Below are 1,267 nucleotides of genomic sequence, written 5' to 3' on the forward strand. Positions count from 1 at the left end.
TGTTGGGTCAATAGCATAGACTCGGCGTACTATGATGTCAAGCCTCTACAGACATGAAAAAGCGATTGTAGATCCATCGAGGCAGGCTTGTACTCAGTCTTAGGGGTGAGTAGTTACCTTTCTGGCTTCATTACTGGAACAGCGGGGCGCGCCCACGGACAAATATCTGACCCAGGCACATATTCCCCTGGGCCTGAGGGAACAGCCCGATGCTGTCATCTCCGTAAAAAGTCTGATGACCTTTCTCGAAGCAGCCATCGAAGACACGGACTGGCAGCTGTTGGGTTATGAAGCAGGCGGCACACCACTGCACAGCCATGGACCCATCGGGCCATATATTCTGAGTGCAACTACCCTTTACCAGGCCGCGCAACGTCTGGTCATCAGCGCCCGCAGGGAAACCAGCATCACGGACAACCATCTGGCATTCGAAGGCGGCACGGCCTGGATCTGCATGACGCCCTTGCTGGGCACCAGCGATCAGAAACAGCAAGTGGAACTTTACAACCTGCGTATCCTGTTGCAATTGGCACGCAGCGCCCTGGGCACAAACTGGAGGCCTGAAAGAGTACGCCTGTGTGCTACCGCCGAAGCTACACTGAAGACCCATCCTGAACTGGAACAGCTCAACATCGAGTTCGACGCCACCACCACCGCCATTGCCATTCCCATGGAACAACTGGCGGCTCCCATACACAAGGATGACATGCACCTGCTGAATGCAAGTGGCGCCCCGCTGCTCGATGACGGCATGATCACCCTGGATACAATGAATGCGCTGCGCCAACTCATCGAAACCTATCTGCCCTACAACCCGACCCTGGAGACGCTCTCGCGCCTTACCGGCATCAGCAAGCGCAGCCTGCAGCGTTTTCTCCACTCCAGGGGCACCAGTTTTTCCCGTCTGGTGGAACAGGTGATCTTCTGCCGGGCCATCGAACTCATGGCGGATCCTGGACTGCGTTTGCGCGAGATCGCCCAGGCTGTGGGCTACAGCGAACTTTCCCACTTCAGTCGCGCCTTTCATCGCATGACCGGTCTGCCCCCCAGCACTTACCGATCCAAGACCCTGCAGTTGGTGCAGAAACCGGACCGGCATGACAAGGCAGCGGTACAGCAATGACTGGCAAACCGCCGCTATTTACCATGGAGAACAACCAATGAAACAGACACTATTGACCCAACTTGCCGGTGGCACGCTGATCCTTGTCGCCGGCCTCGGCCTGGCCAATGCCGCCGATTGCCAGAAAAAATACTACAGCCCCGA

1 protein-coding gene is annotated in these 1,267 nt (G+C 56.6%); it reads left to right on the forward strand.

Annotated features, from left to right (window positions below; translation table 11 throughout):
- Positions 1-133 precede the first annotated feature (133 nt).
- Entirely contained in the window at positions 134-1,123 is a 990-nt protein-coding gene (locus ACOCD2_RS20465; protein ID WP_293650094.1) for an AraC family transcriptional regulator, read from the forward strand.
- The last annotated feature ends 144 nt before the right edge of the window (positions 1,124-1,267 follow it).

Source organism: Thiolapillus sp. (genome assembly GCF_048562965.1).
In the GTDB taxonomy this organism is placed as follows: domain Bacteria; phylum Pseudomonadota; class Gammaproteobacteria; order Chromatiales; family Chromatiaceae; genus Thiolapillus; species Thiolapillus brandeum_A.